The 21,756-nt window shown below is 51.4% G+C and carries 16 protein-coding genes; 8 read left to right on the forward strand and 8 right to left on the reverse strand.

What is annotated here, in order from left to right; translation table 11 throughout:
• The first annotated feature begins 23 nt into the window (after window positions 1–23).
• Together ACNQ6O_RS05670 and ACNQ6O_RS05675 are read left to right on the forward strand one after the other, a co-directional pair.
• Window positions 24–1,655, forward strand: coding sequence for a BCCT family transporter (locus tag ACNQ6O_RS05670; protein WP_418052288.1), 1,632 nt, complete (start codon window positions 24–26; stop codon window positions 1,653–1,655).
• On the forward strand, window positions 1,648–2,625 hold the full coding sequence (locus tag ACNQ6O_RS05675; protein ID WP_418052289.1) for an NAD(P)H-dependent flavin oxidoreductase: 978 nt from the start codon (window positions 1,648–1,650) through the stop codon (window positions 2,623–2,625). Before ACNQ6O_RS05670 ends, ACNQ6O_RS05675 begins: the two co-directional genes overlap by 8 nt.
• A 51-nt stretch (window positions 2,626–2,676) precedes the next feature.
• Here the strand turns inward: ACNQ6O_RS05675 and ACNQ6O_RS05680 are convergent, their stop codons facing one another.
• The 3 genes from ACNQ6O_RS05680 to ACNQ6O_RS05690 all read right to left on the reverse strand — a co-directional run bounded on the left by ACNQ6O_RS05680 (window position 2,677) and on the right by ACNQ6O_RS05690 (window position 6,428).
• A complete protein-coding gene (locus ACNQ6O_RS05680; RefSeq protein ID WP_418052290.1) occupies window positions 2,677–3,657 on the reverse strand; it encodes a GlxA family transcriptional regulator in 981 nt (326 codons plus the stop codon).
• Between the two features lie 94 nt (window positions 3,658–3,751).
• The gene (locus ACNQ6O_RS05685; protein WP_418052291.1) at window positions 3,752–4,543 is read right to left on the reverse strand and encodes an enoyl-CoA hydratase/isomerase family protein; all 792 of its coding nucleotides are present in this window, start codon (window positions 4,541–4,543) and stop codon (window positions 3,752–3,754) included.
• A 166-nt stretch (window positions 4,544–4,709) separates the two neighbouring features.
• Window positions 4,710–6,428, reverse strand: coding sequence for a sigma-54-dependent Fis family transcriptional regulator (locus ACNQ6O_RS05690; RefSeq protein WP_418052292.1), 1,719 nt, complete (start codon window positions 6,426–6,428; stop codon window positions 4,710–4,712).
• A gap of 376 nt (window positions 6,429–6,804) precedes the next feature.
• On the opposite strand from ACNQ6O_RS05690, the gene ACNQ6O_RS05695 reads away from it, so the two are divergent.
• The 4 genes from ACNQ6O_RS05695 (at window position 6,805) to ACNQ6O_RS05710 (ending at window position 13,565) form a co-directional block, all read left to right on the forward strand.
• Window positions 6,805–7,728: a transporter gene (locus ACNQ6O_RS05695; RefSeq protein ID WP_418052293.1), complete on the forward strand. Its 924-nt coding sequence runs from the start codon at window positions 6,805–6,807 to the stop codon at window positions 7,726–7,728.
• 40 nt (window positions 7,729–7,768) lie between these two features.
• A complete protein-coding gene (locus tag ACNQ6O_RS05700) occupies window positions 7,769–9,889 on the forward strand; it encodes a PQQ-dependent dehydrogenase, methanol/ethanol family (RefSeq protein ID WP_114335952.1) in 2,121 nt (706 codons plus the stop codon).
• A gap of 15 nt (window positions 9,890–9,904) precedes the next feature.
• Complete coding sequence (locus ACNQ6O_RS05705; protein ID WP_418052294.1) at window positions 9,905–11,419, forward strand: aldehyde dehydrogenase family protein; 1,515 nt, start codon at window positions 9,905–9,907, stop codon at window positions 11,417–11,419.
• A gap of 97 nt (window positions 11,420–11,516) precedes the next feature.
• Window positions 11,517–13,565, forward strand: a complete 2,049-nt coding sequence (locus ACNQ6O_RS05710; RefSeq protein WP_418052295.1) for a TonB-dependent receptor family protein — start codon at window positions 11,517–11,519, stop codon at window positions 13,563–13,565.
• Window positions 13,566–13,979: 414 nt separating this feature from the next.
• On the opposite strand, the gene ACNQ6O_RS05715 is transcribed toward ACNQ6O_RS05710, so the two are convergent.
• From ACNQ6O_RS05715 to hutG, 5 genes are read right to left on the reverse strand one after another with little or no spacing between them, the layout of a single operon-like run.
• Window positions 13,980–14,738, reverse strand: coding sequence for an IclR family transcriptional regulator (locus ACNQ6O_RS05715; RefSeq protein WP_418052296.1), 759 nt, complete (start codon window positions 14,736–14,738; stop codon window positions 13,980–13,982).
• Between the two features lie 12 nt (window positions 14,739–14,750).
• The gene (locus ACNQ6O_RS05720) at window positions 14,751–16,997 is read right to left on the reverse strand and encodes a TRAP transporter permease (RefSeq protein ID WP_418052297.1); all 2,247 of its coding nucleotides are present in this window, start codon (window positions 16,995–16,997) and stop codon (window positions 14,751–14,753) included.
• A 16-nt stretch (window positions 16,998–17,013) separates the two neighbouring features.
• A complete protein-coding gene (locus ACNQ6O_RS05725; RefSeq protein WP_418052298.1) occupies window positions 17,014–17,484 on the reverse strand; it encodes a DUF1850 domain-containing protein in 471 nt (156 codons plus the stop codon).
• The gene (locus ACNQ6O_RS05730; protein ID WP_418052299.1) at window positions 17,477–18,442 is read right to left on the reverse strand and encodes a TAXI family TRAP transporter solute-binding subunit; all 966 of its coding nucleotides are present in this window, start codon (window positions 18,440–18,442) and stop codon (window positions 17,477–17,479) included. The genes ACNQ6O_RS05725 and ACNQ6O_RS05730 overlap by 8 nt, the downstream gene beginning before the upstream one ends.
• 41 nt (window positions 18,443–18,483) lie before the next feature.
• Complete coding sequence (gene hutG / locus ACNQ6O_RS05735; RefSeq protein WP_418052300.1) at window positions 18,484–19,455, reverse strand: formimidoylglutamase; 972 nt, start codon at window positions 19,453–19,455, stop codon at window positions 18,484–18,486.
• Between the two features lie 188 nt (window positions 19,456–19,643).
• On the opposite strand from hutG, the gene ACNQ6O_RS05740 reads away from it, so the two are divergent.
• Complete coding sequence (locus tag ACNQ6O_RS05740; RefSeq protein WP_418052301.1) at window positions 19,644–20,450, forward strand: IclR family transcriptional regulator; 807 nt, start codon at window positions 19,644–19,646, stop codon at window positions 20,448–20,450.
• Between the two features lie 84 nt (window positions 20,451–20,534).
• A complete protein-coding gene (locus ACNQ6O_RS05745; RefSeq protein WP_418052302.1) occupies window positions 20,535–21,743 on the forward strand; it encodes an NAD(P)/FAD-dependent oxidoreductase in 1,209 nt (402 codons plus the stop codon).
• Window positions 21,744–21,756: the final 13 nt, after the last annotated feature.

Below are 21,756 nucleotides of genomic sequence, written 5' to 3' on the forward strand. Positions count from 1 at the left end.
GATCAAAACAAAGGCATTGAACAATGAACAACAATATTGCAGGGGCTACCCGCCCCAAAGATGCTCCGATAGATAAGCACATCTTCTGGCCTTCTTGCCTAATCGTTTCAGCAGTCATCCTTGGGATGATTGTCTTTGAAGATCAGGCGCTAGCAGGTATCAAGGTCGCATTTGATTTTGTTACCAACCAATTCGGCTTTGCCTATATCTGGGCTGGCGCGTTCTTTTTTGGTGCAGTGTTATGGTTATCGCTAGGGCGCTATAGTCAAGTACGCCTTGGCGGGCCCGACGCACGCCCTGAATTCTCGCGCCTAAGCTGGATCACAATGTTTTTCTGCTCAGGCATTGGCACCTCACTGATCTTTTGGTCTTCGATTGAGTGGACTTATTATTTTACGGCGCCTCCTTTCGGGTTGGAGCCTAAAAGTGATCTTGCCGCAGATTACGCTGCAATGTACGGCATGTTCCATTGGGGACCGCTTGCCTGGGCGTTCTATTGTTTGACGGCCTTCCCTATCGGATACGCTTTCTACAACCGGAAAAAATCTCAGCTGCGACTAAGTGCTGCCTGTTCAGGGCTTCTTGGCGACAAGCATGCCAATGGCCTCGCAGGTAAGGTCATCGATATCCTGATGGTATTCGGTCTAGTTGGCGGTATCGGCACAGTACTCGCGTCGGGTACACCGATGCTCGCAGAGGCCGTTAGCCGTCAATTGGATATTGAGCACACGTTCAAAGTCGATATCGCGGTTGTCCTTGTATGGGTGGCGATCTTCGTCACATCCGTCGTGCTCGGCCTTAAGAAAGGCATCCAGCGTCTAAGTCGGCTCAACATGTATGCGCTGACCATTCTGTGCATCCTAGTGTTTGTTGGTGGTCCAACCTTCTTTATGTTGAACAGCTTTACCAACAGTCTCGGCCTGATGGTCACCGAGTTCGCCCATATGGCGTTCTACACAGATCCAATTGCTAACAGCATGTTCCCGCAGTGGTGGACGATTTTCTACTGGGCTTGGTGGGTAGCGATGGGCCCCTATATGGGCATTTTCATTGCACGGATTTCTCGTGGCCGTACCTTCAGAGACATTGGCCTGACTGTTTTGTCGGCGGGCAGCGCCGGGTGCATGTTGTTCTTCGTACTCTTTGGCAGCACCTCTATGAACGCTGAACTAACGGGTGCTTTCCCGGTACTCGAAACAATTGCCAACGAAAGTCCTTCGGCTGCCATTTTGGGCACGTTAGAGCAGCTGCCATTTTATGACGTCATCCTCATCCTGTTCATCGTAGTTGGCTTCGTCTATTCAGGCACAACGGTCGATTCCTCAGCGTATGTTTTGGCCTCCGTCACTTCCTATAACCTCCGTGAAGGCGTTGAGCCAAACGTTGCCAACCGTTTTTTCTGGGCGATTGCGTTAGGGGGTGCTGGACTGGTTCTTATGAATGCGGGTGGCCTTGAGCCTATTAAAACAGCGAGTCTCGTTGTCGGCGTACCGCTTCTGGTAGTGATGTGCATGTCCTTCTTCTCACTTTTAAATTGGTTGAAGGCGGACTACCCCATGCTTACCCCAAGCATTGAGCAAACAATGACGGGCAACGTGCACATTAATGTCGAAGCCAACCGTAACTCAGCAGTAGGAGCAGAGAGCTATGTTTAAGACTCGAATAACCGAACTTTTCGGTATTGAGTACCCAGTTATTCAGGGCGGAATGCAACGGGTCTCAACTGCAGAGTTGGTTGCAGCTGTGGCCAATGCCGGAGGGTTGGGATTTCTCAGCGCCCTCACCCAGCCCACCCCTGCGGCGCTGGCTGAGGAAATTACTCGAACCCAGGCGATGACGAACAAACCTTTCGGAGTGAACCTAACGATCTTACCGAGCATTACACCTCCTCCGTACGAAGAGTATGCTCAGGTCATCATTGATTCTGGCGTGAAGATCGTCGAAACCGCAGGGCGCAGTCCCAAACCGTTCATGGCCGCATTTAAGGAAGCGGGAATAAAAGTGGCCCACAAGTGCACATCTGTGCGCCATGCGCTGAAAGCACAAGAAGTCGGCTGCGATGCGGTCATCATTGATGGATTTGAGGCTGCGGGTCATCCAGGCGAAGATGACATCCCTTCTCTCGTTCTACTACCTCGCACCGTTGATACTTTGGACATCCCGGTTATAGCCTGTGGTGGGTTCAGCGATGGCCGGGGGCTAGCGGCGGCTCTGGCCATGGGAGCGGAAGCCGTCAGCATGGGCACCCGTTTTTTAGGAACTGTAGAAGCACCTGTGCACCAGAACCTCAAAGACAAACTTCTCGAAGGCAGCGAGTTAGATACTCAGCTGATTTTCCGTAAGTTCCGTAACACGGCCCGAGTCTACCGAAACTCGGTGGCTGAAGAAGTTGTCAGCATTGAGCAAAAGAAGGACACCGAATTTTCGGATATAGCGGAATTAGTGTCCGGTAAACGAGGTGCAAAAGTTCTAGAAACCGGCGACATGGAACACGGCATTTGGTGGGCAGGTATGTCACAAGGCCTGATTTACGACATCCCAACCGTGGACGTTTTGGTAAAACGAATAGTCTCAGATGCTTACGAAATTGTTCAGGGACGCCTAGCCAAACTGATCAGCGCTTAGTACATACTAAACAGAAATATGCCTTAACCTTTGCCCCTTCGGGGGCTTTTTTTATGCCTGAATAGACGCACCTGCACGCGCCCGGTGAGATTTACGGTCATTCGACGGAGTGCAGCTATATACCGATCGGTAATTTCGTGTCAGAGCTGCAGAAGAACTAAACCCACAACGCACCGCTATCTGAGTTATTCCGAGACTGGTTTCCCGCAATAAACGCTGTGCTGCGGCTATGCGCAACTCAATGTAATGCCGGGCCGGTGTTGTTTTAAATATTTCATGAAATTCTCGCTCGAGCTGACGTTGCGAAGTTCCTACCTTTGAAGCCAAATCCGAGATCGCAATTGGCTGTTCAATATTGGCTTCCATAATTCTCACGGCTTTCGCCAATCGCGGCGCTCGAACGCTAAGCCAGGTAGAGGCATACTCTCTCTGTTGTTTGCTGCCCGGCTGCTCAATATCGAATATAAGGTACTCAGCTACCGCAAGGGCTAATTGCTCGCCGTGATGCTGGCGTATCAACTCCAAGATGAGGTCCATAGAGGTGCTCGCCCCACCTGTCGTAATCCTGTCTCTATCAATCACATAACGGTCGGCACACACTTTGATGTCGGGAAAGCGCTCATGAAACACCTCTAGCTCTGCCCAATGAATCGTAGCCCGATAACCACTCAGCAAGCCCGCTTTAGCAAGCGCAAAAGCACCAGCATCCATACCCGCAATTTGAACGGCATAGGGTTTAAGTTTCCGGAGGCTCTTAACCAAATCCGCCGTGACATAAGACTCATAGTTATAGCTGGCAAGTACAAAGAGCACGTCCAACGGTGCTATGCTGGGAATGTCGGCAATACTTTTAGTAACAGGAAAAGTCAGTCCACTGGTACTTGATACGCTTTGGCCATCAACCGAGAATAAATGCCACTTAGCAACAGGCCGGTCCGACAGATCATTTGCGGCGCGAATAGGCTCAATAAGATTGGAAAAACAAAGATTACTAAACTCTGGCAGCAAAAGGATGCCGTAATTTTTGATCATCGCTCATCGACCCGATTCATCACCGTTAACAACAACGACTGGCCTATTTCGTTACAAGGCCGCACATCCCATGAAACTGCTCATTCATCTAGCCCTAAAAACTGGGGGAGCGCCGTTCGATGAAAGCCCTAACCCCTTCTACGAAGTCATCGGCATTAACACAATCGGAAAAGCTATCTAACTCCGCTGCCAGAGTTTCATAAAATTCATCGAAATTACGCTGAGCATGCAACAACCGCAGAGTATTTGCTGAAGCAATACTCGGCCCTGCAACCAGTTGTTTCGCCACTTGGCTGACATCTTCTTCTAACTCATTTGCGTCAACCAACCTCGTAACAAGCCCCCAACTCTCGGCCTGCTCAGCATCAAAGCTACGGTTAGTCAAAAGCACATCTGATGCTCGCCGCTCTCCAATCAAACGGGATAGGCTGTAAGACAGCCCGCCATCAGGTGTCACGCCAAGACCAAGGTAGGCCGGTACGAATCGGCTCCCACGAGCCGCAACCACTATATCGGCGACGCAACACAGGCTAAGACCAAAGCCTGCGGCCGCGCCTTGCACAGCCACCAGCAACGGAACACGCAGTGATGCAAAAAGCGCCATAACTTCATGAGCTAAGCTAACGTATTGGCGCGCTTGTTCAGACCGTTCGGAAGAAGGGAGGTCAACCAGTTCTGCGAAGAAATCAATATCCCCCCCCGCACAGAATACCTTGCCATCACCCTTCAATATCACCACTCGTACGTCTTGATTGTCATGCAGCTCACGAAGCACTTGCCTGAGCTCAAGAAAGGCTTCTTCAGACAAGGAATTGAGCTGCGAGGGGCGGCTAATGGTAATAGTCGCTGTATGCTGAACGTATTCAAGATTGACGCAATGGGACATCTTAACCTCGGTGGGGTGGTTCGGATTTCAAAGCACAAACAATTATTGACTCAAAGAGCTTACTGAATTTGCTGAACACAATCTCTTGGACTTTAGGCCGTTGATTCTCTGCGTGTTCACGTGTTCAGCTTTATCTGCCATGGCAATTGTTTTGGTCTGAATCCATTTAAAGCCCAAACCGTTTTATTTTCCGGTACAGCGTTGCTCGGGTTATTCCCAACTCTCGCGCCGCAGCACTAATATTGTCACTGCATTTTTCGAGCGCCGCACACACAGCCTCGCGTTCGGCATTCGCCAATAAGCTTCCCGATTTCGGAGGCATTGCTGGCGCTAACGCGGTAAATCGATTCGCTTTGACTGCTTCAGGCAGGTGATCCACTTCAATAAAACCGTTATTAGCCAGCGCCTGCCCTAACTTTAGTGCCTGCTCCAGCTCTCGAATGTTTCCTTTCCAGGGATAATTTCTTAACAGGTTGCGGGCTTCCGGAGACAATATCGATGGTCTATCTGGTGATGCGGCGATCGCCAGCAAATGATCGATCAACCCATCTAGATCTTCACGCTCTCTTAATGGCGGCAACGTTACCTTCAGGCCATTCACCCGATAGTAAAGATCATCGCGAAAGCTCCCTTGCTCCATTAGGTCATCCAGATTCCGGTGGGTAGCGCAAATCAAAGAAAAGCAGACTTCACGAGTTTTTTCTTCCCCCAGCCGAGTTACCGTTCGCTCCTGCAGTACACGTAACAAGCGTGCTTGAAACTCCACCGGCATGTCTCCAATCTCATCAAGAAACAGCGTCCCTCCGCAGGCCTCTTCGAACTTGCCTTTGGCGCCCCCACGGCGAGCACCGGTGAACGCTCCGTCGGCGTAGCCAAATAGCTCAGATTCAATTAAGCCTGCTGGGATAGCTGAGCAATTTACAGCCACAAAGGCACCTTTAGGGGAAGGGCCCTGCGAGTGTAACCAACGGGCAAGCACCTCCTTTCCTGTTCCCGTTTCACCGCTAATCAACATCGGCACACGATGCATGAAAGCACGGCGTGCCTTTTCAAAAAGAGGACGCAGGGAAACCTCTGCAAAAAATGGAGACGGTGCTGTTGCTGATGCGCGTTCCAACACAACTTGGGCGTGAACAGGTGAGGATACTTCGGGCACTGTTTCGGCCTTCAAAAACAGTTCTGATCCATTGTGGCATGCCACCTTAATTGGACTACGTTGCGAACGCCTTACCTCATCAAGACTGCAAGAGAACAAATCTCTGAACGTCACCGCTCCCCCGTTCTGCTCAAGAATGTCCAGTTCCAGCATCTGCCGAGCAGTGGGGTTTGCCCCCAACACTTCACCATCTGCACAGAAATGAATCAGACCTCGCATCGGCGAACCGGTTAGCTCTGGAAGATAGTGAATCGCAAGCACCCAAGCACCAGACAAATCTCCTACCATCCGGTTTTCAACAGCTCTGCTCGCCAAAGCAACGGACTCGAGTATCCCTACAGGACGACCATCGTAGTGCTTAGTCGCATTCAGGGCCCCGATCACCATTCCTGCCGGGTCAAAAATGGGGACAGCAACGCAAGCAAGATCTCGAAATTCATGCAAAAAATGCTCATCACCACACACGACTGAAGGCCTGTGTTCGAGCAAAGCACAGCCAGGGCCATTAGTACCCGCAACTTGCTCAGAAAGATCGAGCCCCGAGCTTAACGATGTTCCCAGCAGGCTTTCCTTTCCAAAATACTTAATACTCCGACCTTCTCTTTCCAGACAGGCAAAGACCCAGCCAGCTGCCCCCCAAGACCGAAACAAATTTCGCATTTCCGGTTCTACATAACACAGAAGATCTCGGTGCTGATCGTGCAAATAAGGTAATTCATTGAGCGACAAGGTCTTTCGTAAAACCTGATCGACAGGAGAAAGGCCGTGCTCTCTAGAGCGCAACCAGGATCGCATAACCTCATCCCGCACCCACTGAGACGGCACCTCAAGGCCCGCATCAAAAAGCTCCCGTGCTTGCTGAACCCGGGTATCTTGATCGAAATTATGTACCTCCATACTTCCTCCACCAAGCTGTTTTATTTTTATTCACCTGACCGGATGGTGTGTATTAAAACGATCCAGTTTTTCCTTCCCTGGGCCTTTATGTATTTCTATTGATCCGTAACCCTCTGTTTCATCGGTCTATTTATATTTCAGTTTACTTGGCACGAGCTCTGCTTAGACACGTCTGCGGTACCAACAAAATCAATAAGGAATCTGCACTATGCCATTTATGTCAAGCTTTGGAAAAATAACCCCAGCGTCCTCAAAGCAGCGTTTCCTATGCCTAGCTACTGCTACCATAGCCTCTTTGCTGCTCTCTTCAGGCAATGCCAACGCCGTTGATATCGATGCGGGAGACTACACTGCGCTCCCGCCGGGCACTAATCTAGCAATGGGCTACTACCAGTTCGCTACTCGGGACTCCCTCTACTCAGACGGCGATAAAGCCCCTATCAATGCTAGGCTCGATTCACATATCGGTATTCTTCGGGGCGTCCACTTTACTGAAATCGGAGGTTACACCGTAGACCCTCAGTTCCTTCTACCGGTAGGAAAGCTTGGAGGCAAGGACGACACATCTGGCCTAGGCGATGCCAGTGGCGTAGGTGATCTGATCTTAGCCGCCACAGTCTGGCTGGTAAACAAACCTGAAAGTAACACCTATTTCGGTATTACTCCTTTCCTCTACCTCCCCACTGGAAGCTATGACCGAACTGACGCTTTAAACCTTGGAGAGAATCGTTGGAAATATGCCTTGCAAGCCGGCTACGTTAACGGGATTACCCCTAAGATCTCACTAGATCTGGCCGCTGACGTTACGGTTTATGGTGACAACGATAAGTTTGGATCGACTAACGCAACCCTAGAACAGGACCCTTCTTATCAATTCCAAGGGTTTCTTCGTTATCACCTGTCTTCACAATTGGATTTTCGCGCAGGAGTTTCTCACACACTAGGAGGCGAAACATCTGTGAACGGTACCGATCAGGACAACCGGATATCACACACAAAGATAACCGTGGGTACGGCTTGGTCCGCGACGCCAGGCTTACAGTTAATGGCAAATTATGGGACAGACCTTTCAGTAGACAACGGGTTTAAAGAACAGCATCGAATCAACCTTCGTGTTCTCAAAGCCTTCTGAATGGCTAGAAGCAGAAATAACAAAGATAAAGGACATTGAGATGACATTTATAAAAAACGGCTCCGGAATCCTTATAATACCCCATGCCCTCCGATTGGCCCTGGTGGTGAGCCTAGGGTTTACTAGCGCTCATGCAATCGCTGCCAATCGCATTGACCAAGTCAATGAACGCTACATCTTAGAAAACGCCAAAACAGGCAAAGATTGGCCGGCTCACGGTTTCGATTACTCAGAAACACGCTACAGTCCCCTCTCCCAAATTACAGCCGATAATGTCGATAAACTGGGGCTCGCCTGGACCTACGACCTGCAATCAAGTCGCGGGATTGAAGCGACCCCCTTGGTTGTCGACGGTGTGATGTATGTCACCGCATCCTGGAGCGTGGTGCATGCAGTTGATGCCAAAAACGGTAAAAAGCTATGGACGTTCGATCCGGAAGTTCCTCGCGAAAAAGCCTACGAGGCCTGCTGTGACGTGGTCAACAGAGGTGTCGCCTTATACGAAGGCAATGTCTATGTTGCGGCACTTGATGGGAGACTGGTCGCCGTCGACGCAAAAACAGGCAAAAAAGTCTGGGAAAAAAATACGCTGATTGACAAGGAAATTGGTTACACGCTGACAGGGGCACCACGGGTGTTTAAAGGCAATGTAATCATCGGAAACGGCGGCGCAGAACGCGGTGTAAGGGGCTATATAACAGCATACGACGCCAAAAGTGGAGAGCAAAAATGGCGCTGGTTCACCGTACCCGGGAACCCAAACAAGCCCTTTGAGAACGAGGCTATGGAAAAAGCCGCAAAGACCTGGGACCCCAGTGGCAAATACTGGGAAAGCGGTGGTGGCGGCACCGTTTGGAACTCAATGGTCTTTGATCCAGACCTAAACCTTATGTACATCGGCACAGGTAATGGCGCTCCATGGTCGCATAAAAAGCGCAGTCCAAAAGGCGGAGACAACCTCTACGTAGCTTCTATCGTCGCACTAAACCCCGATACCGGCGAGTATGTTTGGCATTACCAGGAAACGCCGGGAGATAACTGGGACTACACCTCAGCGCAGGACATGATACTTACAGATCTGGTTATAGAGGGCGAACAGCGAAAAGTTATTATACATGCGCCTAAAAACGGATTCTTTTTCGTGGTCGACCGGACCAACGGGGAGTTTATATCCGCCAAGAATTTCGTCGATGTGAACTGGGCAGTAGGGTACGACAGCAACGGACGACCTATCGAGGCACCTGACGCGCGGGCTACTGACAAACCGTTTGATGCGATCCCGGGCCCCTTTGGCGGACACAACTGGCACTCAATGTCGTTTAATTCTGACACAGGGCTAGCCTACTTCCCGTCTCAGAACATTCCAGTGACATTATCCGAAGACCCCACCTGGCTAAATATAGACAGCAATGAGCCCGGACAACCCATGAGTGGTATTGGCTGGAATACGGCCATGAGAATCAACGAGGCCCCTCCTTCGAGCAAACCATTCGGACGCCTGACAGCTTGGGATCCTGTTAAACAAGAGGAGGCCTGGCGTTACGAGCATGCCTCTCCGTGGAACGGTGGCGCGCTTTCTACCGCGGGCAACCTGGTCTTTCAAGGTACTGCAGATGCTCGATTAATGGCGTTTAACGCTCAAACAGGCAAGCCGTTATGGGAGTCTCCTATGGGGACCGGTGTGATCGCAGCTCCGGTCACTTATGAAGTGGATGGCACCCAATATATCTCTATTGCAGCGGGCTGGGGCGGCGTCTACGGCCAATCTCAGCGAGGCTCGGACCTAAAGACTCCCGGCACCGTTTATACATTTGCCCTGAATGGTGATGCGGAAATGCCTGAGTTCACCAAATATCAGTTGGGTTCATTGATATCCGGCGTCAAATACAATCCGGAGTTTGTCGAGGAAGGCACCGGGCTTTACGTCAGTAACTGCGTGTTTTGCCACGGCGTCCCCGGGGTGGATAAAGGCGGCAACATTCCGAACCTGGGTTACGTCAATAGTGCTGTTATTGAAAACCTAGGAGCCTTTGTTTTTAACGGTCCATTTGTATCCAAAGGAATGCCTGACTTCACGGGCAGGCTGAGCGAGGCCGATGTCGAGAAAATAAAGGCCTTTATCCAAGGTACCGCTGACGCAATTCGCCCTAAAAGCCAATGAATCGAGGAATTTTCAATGAACACTATGACAAACGAAGTAGCAAGTACCCAACAAAAGACACGTGCATTTCTAGATCGCCAAAAACACCGCATGTTGATAGGCGGACAATGGGTTGATGCGCTGAATGGCGAGCGCCTACAGATCGTCAACCCGGCCGATGAAGCGGTGATTGGAAGCATACCTTCTGCCCACGCAGAGGATGTTGATAACGCTGTAGAGTGTGCAAAAAACGCGTTGGAACATGGTACTTGGGCGCGGATGCGCCCTTCCACCCGGCAAAATTTGCTTTTAAAGTTGGCCGATCTGATTGAGCGTGACGCTCGAGTAATCGCCGAACTGGAAGCCATCGACAATGGCAAATCTGCCGCCATTGCTCAGGCAGTCGATATCGGTTTAGGACTGGAGTTTTTCCGCTACATGGCGGGCTGGACTACCAAAATTGAAGGGTCCACTTTGGATGTATCTGTGCCTTTTGCGCCACCCGAAGCCGACTTTTTTGCCTACACTCGGCGGGAGCCAGTTGGCGTTGTGGCCGCCATCATACCGTGGAATTTCCCCTTTCTGATGGCGTGCTGGAAACTCGCCCCAGCACTTGCAGCCGGCTGTACCGTGGTTCTTAAGCCCGCAGAGCAAACATCTCTTTCTGCCCTGTATTTAGGGGAGCTTATTGAAGAGGCCAACTTTCCTGAAGGTGTCGTCAACATCGTCACGGGTGATGGGCAAAATGCCGGTTCGGCTTTGACCAAGCACCCGGGCATCAACAAAATCAGCTTCACGGGGTCAACACAGGTAGGACAGGTCATCGGCCGCGCCGCCATGGACAATATGGCCCGCGTCACTCTGGAGTTAGGCGGTAAGTCACCAATGATTGTCTTGGGGGACTGTGATCCTGAAAAAGCGGCACAAGGTGCAGCGACAGCCATATTTTTTAATCACGGGCAAACCTGTAGCGCGGGCTCACGCTTATACGTGCACCGAAGCATCTTTGATGTGGTTGTGAATCGGCTCGCGGAGCTAGCCGAGACCATTCCAATGGGGTCGGGCCTCGACCCTGCTACGGAAATGGGGCCGCTAGTGTCTCAGGTACAGCTAGATAGGGTCTGCCATTTCATTGAGAAAGGACGCGAGGAAGGTGCCCGCTTGGTAACTGGCGGCAAGAGGGCTGATCGCAAGGGCTATTACGTCAAACCAACCATTTTCACCAGTGAAGATGACAGCCTGGTTATCGCCAAAGAGGAAATATTTGGCCCAGTACTGGTAGCAATCCCCTTTGATGATGTGGACGATGTAGTTCTCCGCGCCAATGACAGCCGCTATGGCTTGGCAGCCAGTATCTGGTCAAACGATCTCTCACAAGTGCAACGTATAATCCCAAGACTTAAGGCCGGCACGGTCTGGGTCAATGGGCACAATATGCTTGACGCAAACGTGCCATTTGGAGGCTACAAACTTTCTGGAGTTGGCCGCGATATGGGCAAACAGTCTCTGGACTCCTATCTAGAAACCAAATCGGTTTTTATGGCCCTTTAGGAAAATTGAGAGCGTGAGGCCCCGGGGTACGGATACCGGGGCTTCGATCTACGAGCCACTGGTTTACACTGTCAAACACCCTCCCAAGACGACATTTATGAATAACTACAAATTGACCTTTCGCTTGTTGAGTGGACTTATCATGTTACCTTTCACCATGACGGCCTATGCACAAACACCTGCCGAAATAGTGGTGACTGCGCCGGTGATGGAGCGTACTTTGTACCAAACACCGGCAGCCATCTCGGTCGTTCAGCCAGATACGATTCATAAAGGCCAACCCAAGCTAAAGCTTGATGAAACCCTTGCTATGGTTCCGGGTCTTTTTCTGCAGAACAAGGAGAACTTCGCACAAGGAGAACGTATAGCCATACGGGGGTTTGGAGCGCGAGCACCTTTTGGGGTTCGGGGCATTACGGTTGTAGTAGATGGCATCCCGTATACTCTGCCGGATGGGCAGGCCCAGCTGGATACGATTGACCTAGACAGCGCCGAGCGCATCGAAGTTATCCGCGGCCCGGCCTCAGCTCTGTATGGCAACGCAGCCGGTGGCGTTATCAGTGTAACCACATCAGATGGTCGACGGAGACCCAATGAAACATCTCTGCGAGTTACGGGCGGCAGCGATCGCTTTGGCAAGGTCTCGCTGAAAAACAGCCAGAACAATGGCCCCTGGTCTCACAGCATCAACGGTTCAGCACTTAACTATGAGGGATATCGCGAGAACGCTAAGGTTGAAAAATACCTTCTGAATGCCAAACTGCGTCGAGAGCTCGGAAACGATCGCTCGATGGCCGCCATTATCAACCTCCTAGACAACCCACGTTCAGAAGACCCGGGCGCGCTGACCGCTCAGCAGGTTGAAGAAGACCGATCTCAGGCTGGGCGCTTTACTGAGGCTTACCACGCTGGGCAATCCGTTGATCAACAAGTAATTAGCCTCCATTATCAGAATCTTTCTGCGGGGCCAGGCGAATTCCGCGCGAATACCTTTTACCTCCGCAGGAACTTTGAACAGCAACTGCCCTACCCCGGTGACAGTCGAATTGATTACGATAGGGATTATTATGGGGTAAGGGCCGATTACCGAGAGTCGCTTTTGATCTCCGGGTTGCCTTTTCGCTATGTCGCCGGCCTAGAAGCCCGAAAACAACGGGATGATCGTATCCGCAGAGGCATGAGCTTCGGAGGAGAGCTGCAAGGGCGAACCGCCGATGAACTGCAAACCGCCACGGCTTTGGGTGCCTTCGCACAAGGAGATGTGAGCCTATCCGAGCAGCTAACCCTATCAGTGGGTGGTCGTTTCGATCGGGTACATCTCAAAGTCGATGATGATTTCACCACCGACGGAGACCAAAGCGGCGGTCGCACCCTACGTGAATGGAGTGGCTCTTCAGGTTTGAGTTACCGCTACCTTAAATCCCACCAAGCCTATGCCAATATCAGCAGTGCTTACGAAACCCCCACTTTCTCGGAGTTTGCAAACCCGTCTGGAGTGGGTGGGCTTAACCCAGCAGCTGAACCGCAAAAATCGCTGAATCATGAAATAGGGCTGCGAGGCAGCTTTGACAACGGCGTCCATTACGACATAACTCTGTTCTGGGTAGATGTCCGCGATGAACTGATCCCCTATGAATTGTCAGGGCTGGATGACCGGACCTTCTATCGTAATGCCGGTAACACGACACGCAAAGGTGTTGAGGCTGCGGCCGATTGGCTAATTTCTCCGAGCTGGCGCGCAGAAACAGCACTCACGTTGGCTAGCTACGAGTTTGATACGTACCGTTCGAGTGCCACTAGTTATGATGGAAATCGGTTACCCGGCCTACCTGAGCAGGTTTGGTCAAACCAACTCACTTGGCAAGGCTTGGGGGGCGCGTTTACCACCCTCGAGGTCCGTTATATCGGAGACATTTTCGCCGACGATGCCAATGAAACCAAGGTCGATGACTACTGGCTGATCAACTTTCGGGGTGGCAATACGTTTTACGCCGAAAGGAGTTATCTGTTGAAAGGATTTGCGGGCGTGCACAATCTCGGCGATAAGGAGCACTTTGCCAATGTTCGTATTAACGCCAGTAATGATCGGTACTATGAACCGGCTTCTGGGCGCACTTGGTATGCTGGTCTTGAGTTTGTTTTCTGACGGACGGTTTCACTGATCCGCGGCCCGCAGAACACATTCATCCGCTCAACCCACACAAGGTCGTCAACTACGACCGATTACACATCCACCGAAGCGATCGTAATCAACCAAACTATAAACAAATAAAGGCCCTCGAAAGGGCCTTGAGACAACCAAAGAAAAAATGTGATATCACTAGCGCTGGGATCGCCTGACAATCTTCTGAACAAATTTACGCCAGGATTTACAGCTTTGTTTGTTTCTCCTGAAACGCTCTGATCGAATCTTGGCGATCATCAGGAATGCAGAAGAGTCCAATAGGGGCTCTTCTTTGCCTGAACCCTTAGCGGACTCATTTGTTTCCAGCTGACGGTTATTAACGTCCAAGAGCTTTGCACCTCTTTTGCACACCACCAACCTTCAAAGCTATCGACACTATATTCCACCTACCTGGCGCATTACTGCGGCAGCAGTATGTTTTAATTCAGAGAGTAATGTCTCCATAACGCCTTCCGCGTTCATAACCGGGTCTGGTCCTGAAATGTTTATGGCCGCTATGACCTGCCCAGTAAAATTTCGGATAGGGATCGCCAGTGCCGTCGAATGATCTGAATAATGACGAGTCCACCCTTGGGCGCGTTCTTTTTCACAGAGCGCCATCAATTCTGGCATTGACTGTGGTGCTGGCCGAGGATAGCCATCAAGTCGTTGCCCCTGAAACAGGTGCTGCAACTCAGTTGGCGACATCCCCGTCAGGAGCGCCCTACCCATAGCGGTTGTGTGCAGCGGAAAACGAGTACCCACGGGCACGTTGACCGAAACCCTCTGTAACGCCAGCGCCCGGTATACATAGAGCACTTCCGTGCCGTCTCGAACGCCAACGTGGCTTGATAATGAAGTACTGTCTCGCAATCGTGTCACGAAAGGAGCAGCCACCTCGACAATCTCCCGACTGGCGAGGTAGCTGAAGCCACGAGAAACTACTTGAGTACCTAACGAATAGGTATTGGTTCCGATCTTGTTCAAATACCCCATGGAGACCAGAGTCTGCACGATTCTGTATAAAGAACTCGTGCTGACCCCCAAGCTCTGTGCCATCTCTGCCTGGCTCAGTGCCCGACAATTACTGTCAAACATCTCCAGGATACGCAGCCCTTTCTGTAAGGCCGGAACGGTATAGTCCTTCTGACTCAAGAGTTATATTCCCTATGCTGTGTGCGCCAACGGTTGAGAGTGCCCCGCCCTGTAGTTCCTACCAAGAACCACGAGCACTACTGCACCGGAGACCAAGATCAACCAAGGATTGTTCCCTACCAGAGACAACCCTGCAAGGCTAAGCACTGTTTTCTCAAACCTCGAAATTGGCGCACTGAAGAAACCGATATACGCCGCCGACAAGGCTACAATGCACAAGATGCCACTGATCATCGCGAGCGAGAATTCGAACCATGTGAAGTTGAGAAATAACAGGCTTGGAGCGTAGATGAACATCAATGGCACAAGCGCCTTACCCATAGACAGCCGGAATGCGGTAACACCCGTTTTCATCGGGTCAGACCCCGAAATCCCCGCCCCTGCATACGCAGCCAAAGCCACAGGCGGCGTCACATCAGCAAGTACACCGTAGTAAAAGATGAAGAAGTGGGATGCCAACAAGGCAATGCCAAAATCATCCAGTGCCGGAGCCACAATAGCGGCTAGGATAATGTACGTTGGTGTGGTTGGGATTCCAGCTCCCATCAGGATGCAAGCCAACGCGACCAAGATCAGCGCGATGAACAGGGTCAAACTGCCTTCAGTCACCAAATCAAAAGGAATCAATACGGCCAGTGTGCTACCAAAATCATTCGCTAGCCCGACAATAGCTCCTGAGAACTTAAAACCAAGCCCGGTCAATGTCGTTACACCCAGCAGAAAGCCAACGCAGGCGCATGCAGCGGTGATAGCGATGGATTGCTTCGCCCCTTCTTCAAGACCATCAATCAAACGTCGTGGTGTTAAGGCACTTTCATGGTCCAATTTGGTGAACCCAAGTGGCCTGAGCACGAGAGGTATGTACGAGCAAATAATGGTCAAGATAATCCCCCAAAATGCCGCCAGGAATGGGGTGAACTGCATTAGCAGTAGTGTGACCATAACCACTAACGGAATCACCTGATGCCAGTGCTTGGCAAGCACGGCTCCAAGGCGAGGAATTTGCTCTTCTGGCATGCCTTTAAGGTTCAGTCGGCGAGCCTCAAAATGAACCATACACAAGGTTGCAAGGTAGTGAAAAGCAGCCGGTATGATGGCAATCAGAATCAATTCACTGTACGGAACGCCCAGCATTTCCGCCATCACAAAAGCAGAAGCGCCCATGATCGGGGGCGTAATCTGTCCACCACAGGAAGATGCGGCTTCTGTAGCTGCGGCAAAGCGGCCGCTAAAGCCGTACTTTTTCATCATCGGTATTGTGAATGCACCGGTCGTAACCGTGTTAGCGACCGGTGATCCGGAAATCATGCCAAAAAATCCTGACGAAACTACAGATACTTTGGCCGGACCACCTGAATATCGGCCTGCAACCAGGGTTGCGAGTTCAATGAAAAGCTGGCCAAGGCCGGAAGCTTGGGCAAGTACGCCAAAAAGCACGAAGTGGAATACATAAGTAGCGACAACACCAATAGCTATGCCATAAATACCCTCTGTACCAAGATACAGGTGCTCAACGAGGCGAATAATATCGTAACCTCTGTGCGCCATAACTCCGGGCAAGCTGGGGCCAAACATCGCATATAGCAACGCCAAGACTCCAATAATGGAGAGCGACTCCCCCATGGTCCGGCGTGCACCCTCAACCACCAACATGACGGCCATTCCGCCCATGAGATAATCAAACGCTTTCGGGAAGCCAATATTGATGATGAAGATATCTTTGAAAAATATTACCAGGTAGGCTGAAAAACCAGCACCCGCCAGCACCAATGGCCAATCAAGCCAACTGGGTTTATTCCGACTACCCATAGCAGCAATGGGCAAAGCAGACAGCGCCATGAACCCCGCAAAACCGTAGATCATCCATGACCACCAGACCGGAATATCACTAGCCAAGGCTTGAGCTAGCTGATGGGCAATCAGGAGATAGAAGGCTCCGTAGGCAAGGCTCAAGACGACATTGATCTTGAGGTGTTTCGGTGGTCGCCGCGGAAACACGATAAAAAGCAGGCCCATGATAAAGGCCATGTGCACGTTACGGTGGGTGATCTCGTTTAATAAACCAAATCCAGCTGTATATATATGGAAAACACTCAGGATCACGCAAGTGATAGTCACCAGCGTTTTAAGAATTCCTTTCAGGTCCCTGAAATTCGATTCGTTATCGAACTTTTTTATCAGGTTATCCAGATCAGCTTGGTGCATTTCAGGCCCGCTGAACGAAGAACGGTTGTCCGCCTGGCTGTTTGAGTTGCTCATACCCGTTCACTCTGAGTTATGGTTGGCAGTTAAAGACCGGAGAAATCAGCAGCCCGCCGTCCGGCCATTGGTTCAAATTGATATTCTTGTTTCCAGTGTGCAATCTGTTCTTGAAGCGCCGATCGGTTCGTACAATCAGCTGCCCAATATCCCGATCCATTTCCAGAATGAACTGGCCATTCCTGTGCTTGAATGACTTCGCATCGGGTTCGTTCACCAGTGAGGGCAGCCCTTGCCCATGGGCGATGAAAACTTCTGCTGTCTGGTTAATCGTCAATCCGCCAGTCGCGGGTTCTACCAGTCGGTAGTAGTCCTTGACGGGCGTAAGCGACACGGAGTGGATGAATGAAAGTTCAAACTCCTTGTCCGCGACAGAAATGCAAGCAAGCAGCCTGCCTTCACGGTAATGGCTAATCTCAAGACCAGCAGCCTGCAAATTGCCAGCCAGAGCAAAGGCCCCGGCCAGCAGCAGGACTAGCTTATTCAATGATGCCCTTTTCACGGAAATACTTTTCTGCACCTGGGTGCAGAGGAATGGATACCGACTCAAGAGCGGTTTCGCGTGTGATTTCCTTACCCTTCACATGCACCTTGGCCAAGGTCTCGGTATTTTCGTAAAGCGCCTTGGTAACCGCGTAAGCGATATCGTCTGGCAAGTCGGCGTGGGTGGCCCAGATCGCTCGGACAGCAATAGTTTCAACGTCGTTGTCCACGCCTTTGTAGGTTCCACCCGGCAGAATCGTGGATGCGTAATACGGCTGGGTTTCCTGCAGCTTCTTGATCGGTTCACCGGTCAGCGGAATAATGTTGATATCGTGCCCGTTGGCCAACTCCAGGATGGATGCAGTTGGCGAACCAGCAGTAATCAAGGACGCGTCCAGGTTGCCGTCTTTAATCTTCTCGGCAGACTGGGAGAACGAGGAGTAATCCTCAGTGACATCGTCACGAGTCATGCCGTGAGCTTGCAACAAATCGCCCAGCAATTGCCACTGTCCAGAGCCAGGTGAACCTGAGCTGATTGAGTTACCTTTAAGATCTTCAAATTTCTTCAGTCCGGGCTGGGCTACCAGTTGGACTGCTTCTGGGTAGAGGGCGCCTAGGGCCCTAAGATTCTTCTGCGCCTTCCCCTCAAACTGGTTCTGGCCTTTGTAGGCTGAATCCAGGATGTCGGCTGCCACAAATGCTGACTCTATATCTCCACGCCCGAGCAAGCCGGCATTAGCTACCGACGCGTTGCCGGTTTCCGCTGTTGCTGAGAGCTTCTTTCCTTCCAATTCGGCGTTGTTGGAGATCACCTGAGCGAGCATGCCGCCAAGCGGATAGTAAGTGCCGCCAGTGCCACCGGTGGCAATACCGAAAAACACTCGCTCCTGCGCCTGCGCAGCTCCGGCAGCTAGACCCACTCCCAAGGCGGCAGTCATAAGCATTGTTTTCAGTTTTTTCATTGTTTTCACTTCCTTTACTGTTTTAGCTTAGTGAAACCGCCTCATGAGCGGCAGTGTTGACACAGCAATGTGTCCGCCAGCAGAGCCGCTGTTTTAGCGGTAACGCCAGATTCATCAAATTCGGGATTCAACTCGCAAAGTTCTACCAGTGGCATGCCGTAAGGTAATGTCGCAGCGATCTGCTGCGCTTCATCAATCACAGCTTGCACAACTTCCAACGCAACACCTCGTGCCGCTGGAGCACTAACACCAGGTGCCTGATAATGTGGAAGTACATCCAAGTCGATGGTCAGGTAGAGCATGTCCAAACCCTGGCTAAATTCGCGCACTTGTTTTATAACGTCCGGAATATCTGCCACCCGCATATCTCGATCTTCACGATAACTAACGCCCATAGCACGGGCACGATCGAATAATGAGGAGGTGTTGCTCGGACGAGCAAGGCCCAAGCAGCAGTAATGAAAAAAATCCCGACCGCAGTGCTCAGCTATTTGGGTAAAGGGCGTACCCGACGATGCACCCTGTTCACCTTTCATGCGCAGATCAAAATGGGCGTCTAGATTAATAATGCCGATTCTTGTAGTGGTCGGGTCGTACACCTTTGCTAGTCCCGAAAAACTGCCCCAAGCTGTCTCATGTCCCCCGCCTACAACTAATAGGCGACTAACGGACGTAAGTGCTTCCGCAACTCTTGACGCCAACTCTTCTTGACCCTGCTCAAGTGCGTCACCGCTAACCTCGACCGTACCAAGGTCCATTACCGACAGGTCATCACCACCGTGCCAAGCTAAGCTACCCAGTTGACGCCGAAGAGCATCCGGCCCAGCAGCAGCGCCGGGGCGCCCCTTATTTCTCTGGACACCTGCATCGCACGCGAAGCCGAGCATTCCAACGGTTTGACCGGAGCGTCCATTTGGCGCTAGTGACACCTTCTGATGCCACCGTATTGCACCAGCCCCTTCTTCACTATCTACCCTGCCGTGCCACTCTGATGCTGGCTTGAACGTGACCATACTCTCTCACCCTAATTCACGATACGATCATATAAGCACATAGAAACCGACATTTAAACACCCTGACGTCACATGTCATACATATATAAATGTCGTATTCACATATAAATTTTGATGGTTATATTTCGGCACATTTCTCACTTTGCGATAAGCCAAAATGAACGCTAAGAGGTACAGTTACACTCAAAGTGGGCAATGAAATCGAAAAGGGTAAGACCGGTATGTATGAAAGCGGCATTCAAACTCTGGACAGGAGTTATTCATTGCTTCGCCTAGTGATAAGAGCCGGGCAACACGGCCTCTCCATTTCCGAACTCACCGATGCAACAGGCCTGAGCACGCCAACAGTGTATCGCTTGGTTCGCGCCCTAAAAGATCTAGGTCTTGTCAGGCAACCACTTAGTCGCGGGCCAGTCTACCCCGGTCCGGAACTCTTGAGCTGGAGCGAGCTGACCCGCGCCGCACTGGACAAGGTTGCGCACATGCACCTGCTGGATATGGCAGAGAATTTAGGTGACAGCTTTTTTCTTATGATCCCTGACGGCTTTCACGTGTTATGCCTAGATATCGCAGATGGGCAACACCCAGCACGGAGTTACACCCGTCAAAAGGGTGACCGAATTCCCTTCGGAGTCGGCCAGGCGTCCATCGCCATCCTTAGCTTTATGAGCAAGCAAGAACAGACACACATCCTTGACCACAACGAAGCGCCGTTTCTGCGAGCAAAAGGAATTACGCGCGAGCGCGTGCAGGAAGCCATCGCCAACTGCCGACACCTAGAAGTCACCTGTGGAGTGGAAGGCACTGATCCTCCCGAGTTTACGGGTGTAGCTGTCCCTGTTTTCGGAAAAAACCAGACACCAATCGCTGCATTAAGTTGTTGCCTGCGGCGTTCCCGGTTGTCCGACGAACATTACGATCGCCTTACGAAATCACTGCTGGCCAGTGCGAGAGCGATTAGCCACAACCTTTTCGACCCGGTGGAAAACACCTGATAAAAGAGTATTCCCACGATGAACAGATGCAGCTCCCCCTACCCTGATTATAAACGCGCCTGTGGTTGGAATGAGACGGCTACGTTGTCCCCGAAACACCCTCGCCTTACAGGCTCTCAAACCTGCGACGCGATCATTGTCGGCGCTGGCTATACCGGCATCGGCATAGCCCGTCAGCTCGCTAAGTTACAGCCAAATAGTGATATCAGAGTCTTGGAGGCGGAAACCATTGGCGCAGGGTCACCCGGCCGCAACTCGGGATTTGTTCTGGAGCACGCCTTCACCGGTGCCAACCCTGAGGCTGCCGGAGCACTCTATCGGCACTATCAGTCCACCCAAGATACTATGCGTGAAATAGGCTATCCGGGAGCCGTCACAGCAAACCCTAAAATCTTCAAAGGCGCAGCTACAGACCGAGGCATGAGAAATTTATCAGCCTTAGCTACCCTCCTTGAAAAAAGCGGCCAACCCTTCGAGTGGATGAGTGCGGAGCGCTTAAGGTCAATTACGGGCAGTTGCTATTACCGTGCTGGGCTAAATTTGCCAGGCAACAGCCTAGTCAACCCCTATGCACTTATTTCGAACCTGGCCCGAAGCCTTCCAGCTACCATTAAATTGCATGAGCAAAGCCCGGCTGTTCACCTGTCACAAAACCCATTTGGCTGGTTAGCCACAACACCCGAAGGTTCACTTCAGGCACCAAAGGTATTTCTAGCCAACAATGCCTTCGCCGCCTCTTTGGGGTTCGGAAATGCTTATAGCGTGAAAATATTTACCTATGCAGGGATCACCCCAAAATTGCCAGCCGATTTATTCGCCGCCCTAGCACCAGAAGGTCAATGGGGGTTGCTGCCTGCCCACCGTCTTGGCTCCACCCTAAGAACCACTGACGATGGAAGACTTCTTATACGCGGCTTTTACGGCTACGAGCGCGAAGGCAATGACTCCACACGAAGCTATCTTGAACAAAGCCTGTTAAACCGTTTCCCTGAACTGAGCAGTTATGGCTTGGAGGAATGGTGGGGCGGCACCACGTCGCTGACAGCCAATGGAGCACCGCTTTGGGGTCAGCTAAAAAAAGGGCTATTCGCCTCCATCGGCTGCAACGGCGTCGGTATTTTAAAGGGAACGCTTCTGGGACAGCAGTTGGCCAATCTAGCTTCCGGCCAGCCCTGCCTGAACGTCCACGAGCTCATGGGCGTGCCCAGTTGGATGCCACCTGAGCCAATTAGACACATTGGATTCAACCTCGTCAGCGCCGTGGAAAGGCGTCTGGCAGGTGCTGAGCGCTAACCAAAACCCACCT

Origin of the sequence: Marinobacter sp. SBS5 (genome assembly GCF_048285575.1) — a bacterium.
Taxonomy (GTDB): Bacteria; Pseudomonadota; Gammaproteobacteria; order Pseudomonadales; family Oleiphilaceae; genus Marinobacter.